The organism is Frankia sp. AiPs1, assembly GCF_023716945.1.
Lineage (GTDB): Bacteria > Actinomycetota > Actinomycetes > Frankiales > Frankiaceae > Frankia.
Window position 1 is genome coordinate 1 of sequence record NZ_JAMQQF010001156.1, and the last position, 625, is coordinate 625.

A 625-nucleotide genomic window follows, 5' to 3' on the forward strand; every position below is an offset into this window, starting at 1 on the left:
GGCGCAGCTCGCCGCGGCCGACGCGGTGCTGTTCTGCACGCCGGAGTACGCGGGCGCGCTGCCCGGCAGCCTGAAGAACCTGCTGGACTGGACGGTCGGCACCGGCGACCTCTATGGCAAGCCCGCCGCCTGGATCAACGTCGCCGCCCCGGGCCGCGGCCTGGGCGCCCTGGCCGAGCTCACCACCGTGCTGGGCTACGTCACCGCCGAGGTGATCGAGGCGGCGTGCGTGGCAATCCCGGTGGCCCGCGACGCTGTCGCCGCCGATGGAACGGTGTCCGACGAGCCCGTCCGGGCCGCACTCGTCGGCGCGCTGCAGGCGATTGCCGACCATCTCGCGGCACGGAACTCCGCGCCCCCGGCCTCCGCACCGGCCTGACCGTCCAGCCCACCCCGCCTCGCCTGACCGTCACATCGCGGTCGCGCTGCGTGCGATATCGTCCGCCGTGGGCGCATTCGCCCCAGCGACGGTCGGGAGGAAGCGATCAGTCCCTCCAGCCGCCGGCGAAGCTTGGCCCCACCCGGGCGGCCAGCCCGAGCCGGGCGCTGGCGGCAAGGCTGATCCGTGGCCGAGTTCGACAACCCGCGCCCGGCCGACGTCCCCGGCGGGGATGCCCGACCCCCG

At 75.5% G+C, this 625-nt stretch carries 1 protein-coding gene; it reads left to right on the forward strand.

All coding sequences use genetic code 11. The features are described 5' to 3' along the window. On the forward strand, positions 1-379 hold a 379-nt coding region (locus tag ND748_RS33420), incomplete at its 5' end, for an NADPH-dependent FMN reductase (protein ID WP_251750205.1). Positions 380-625: the final 246 nt, after the last annotated feature.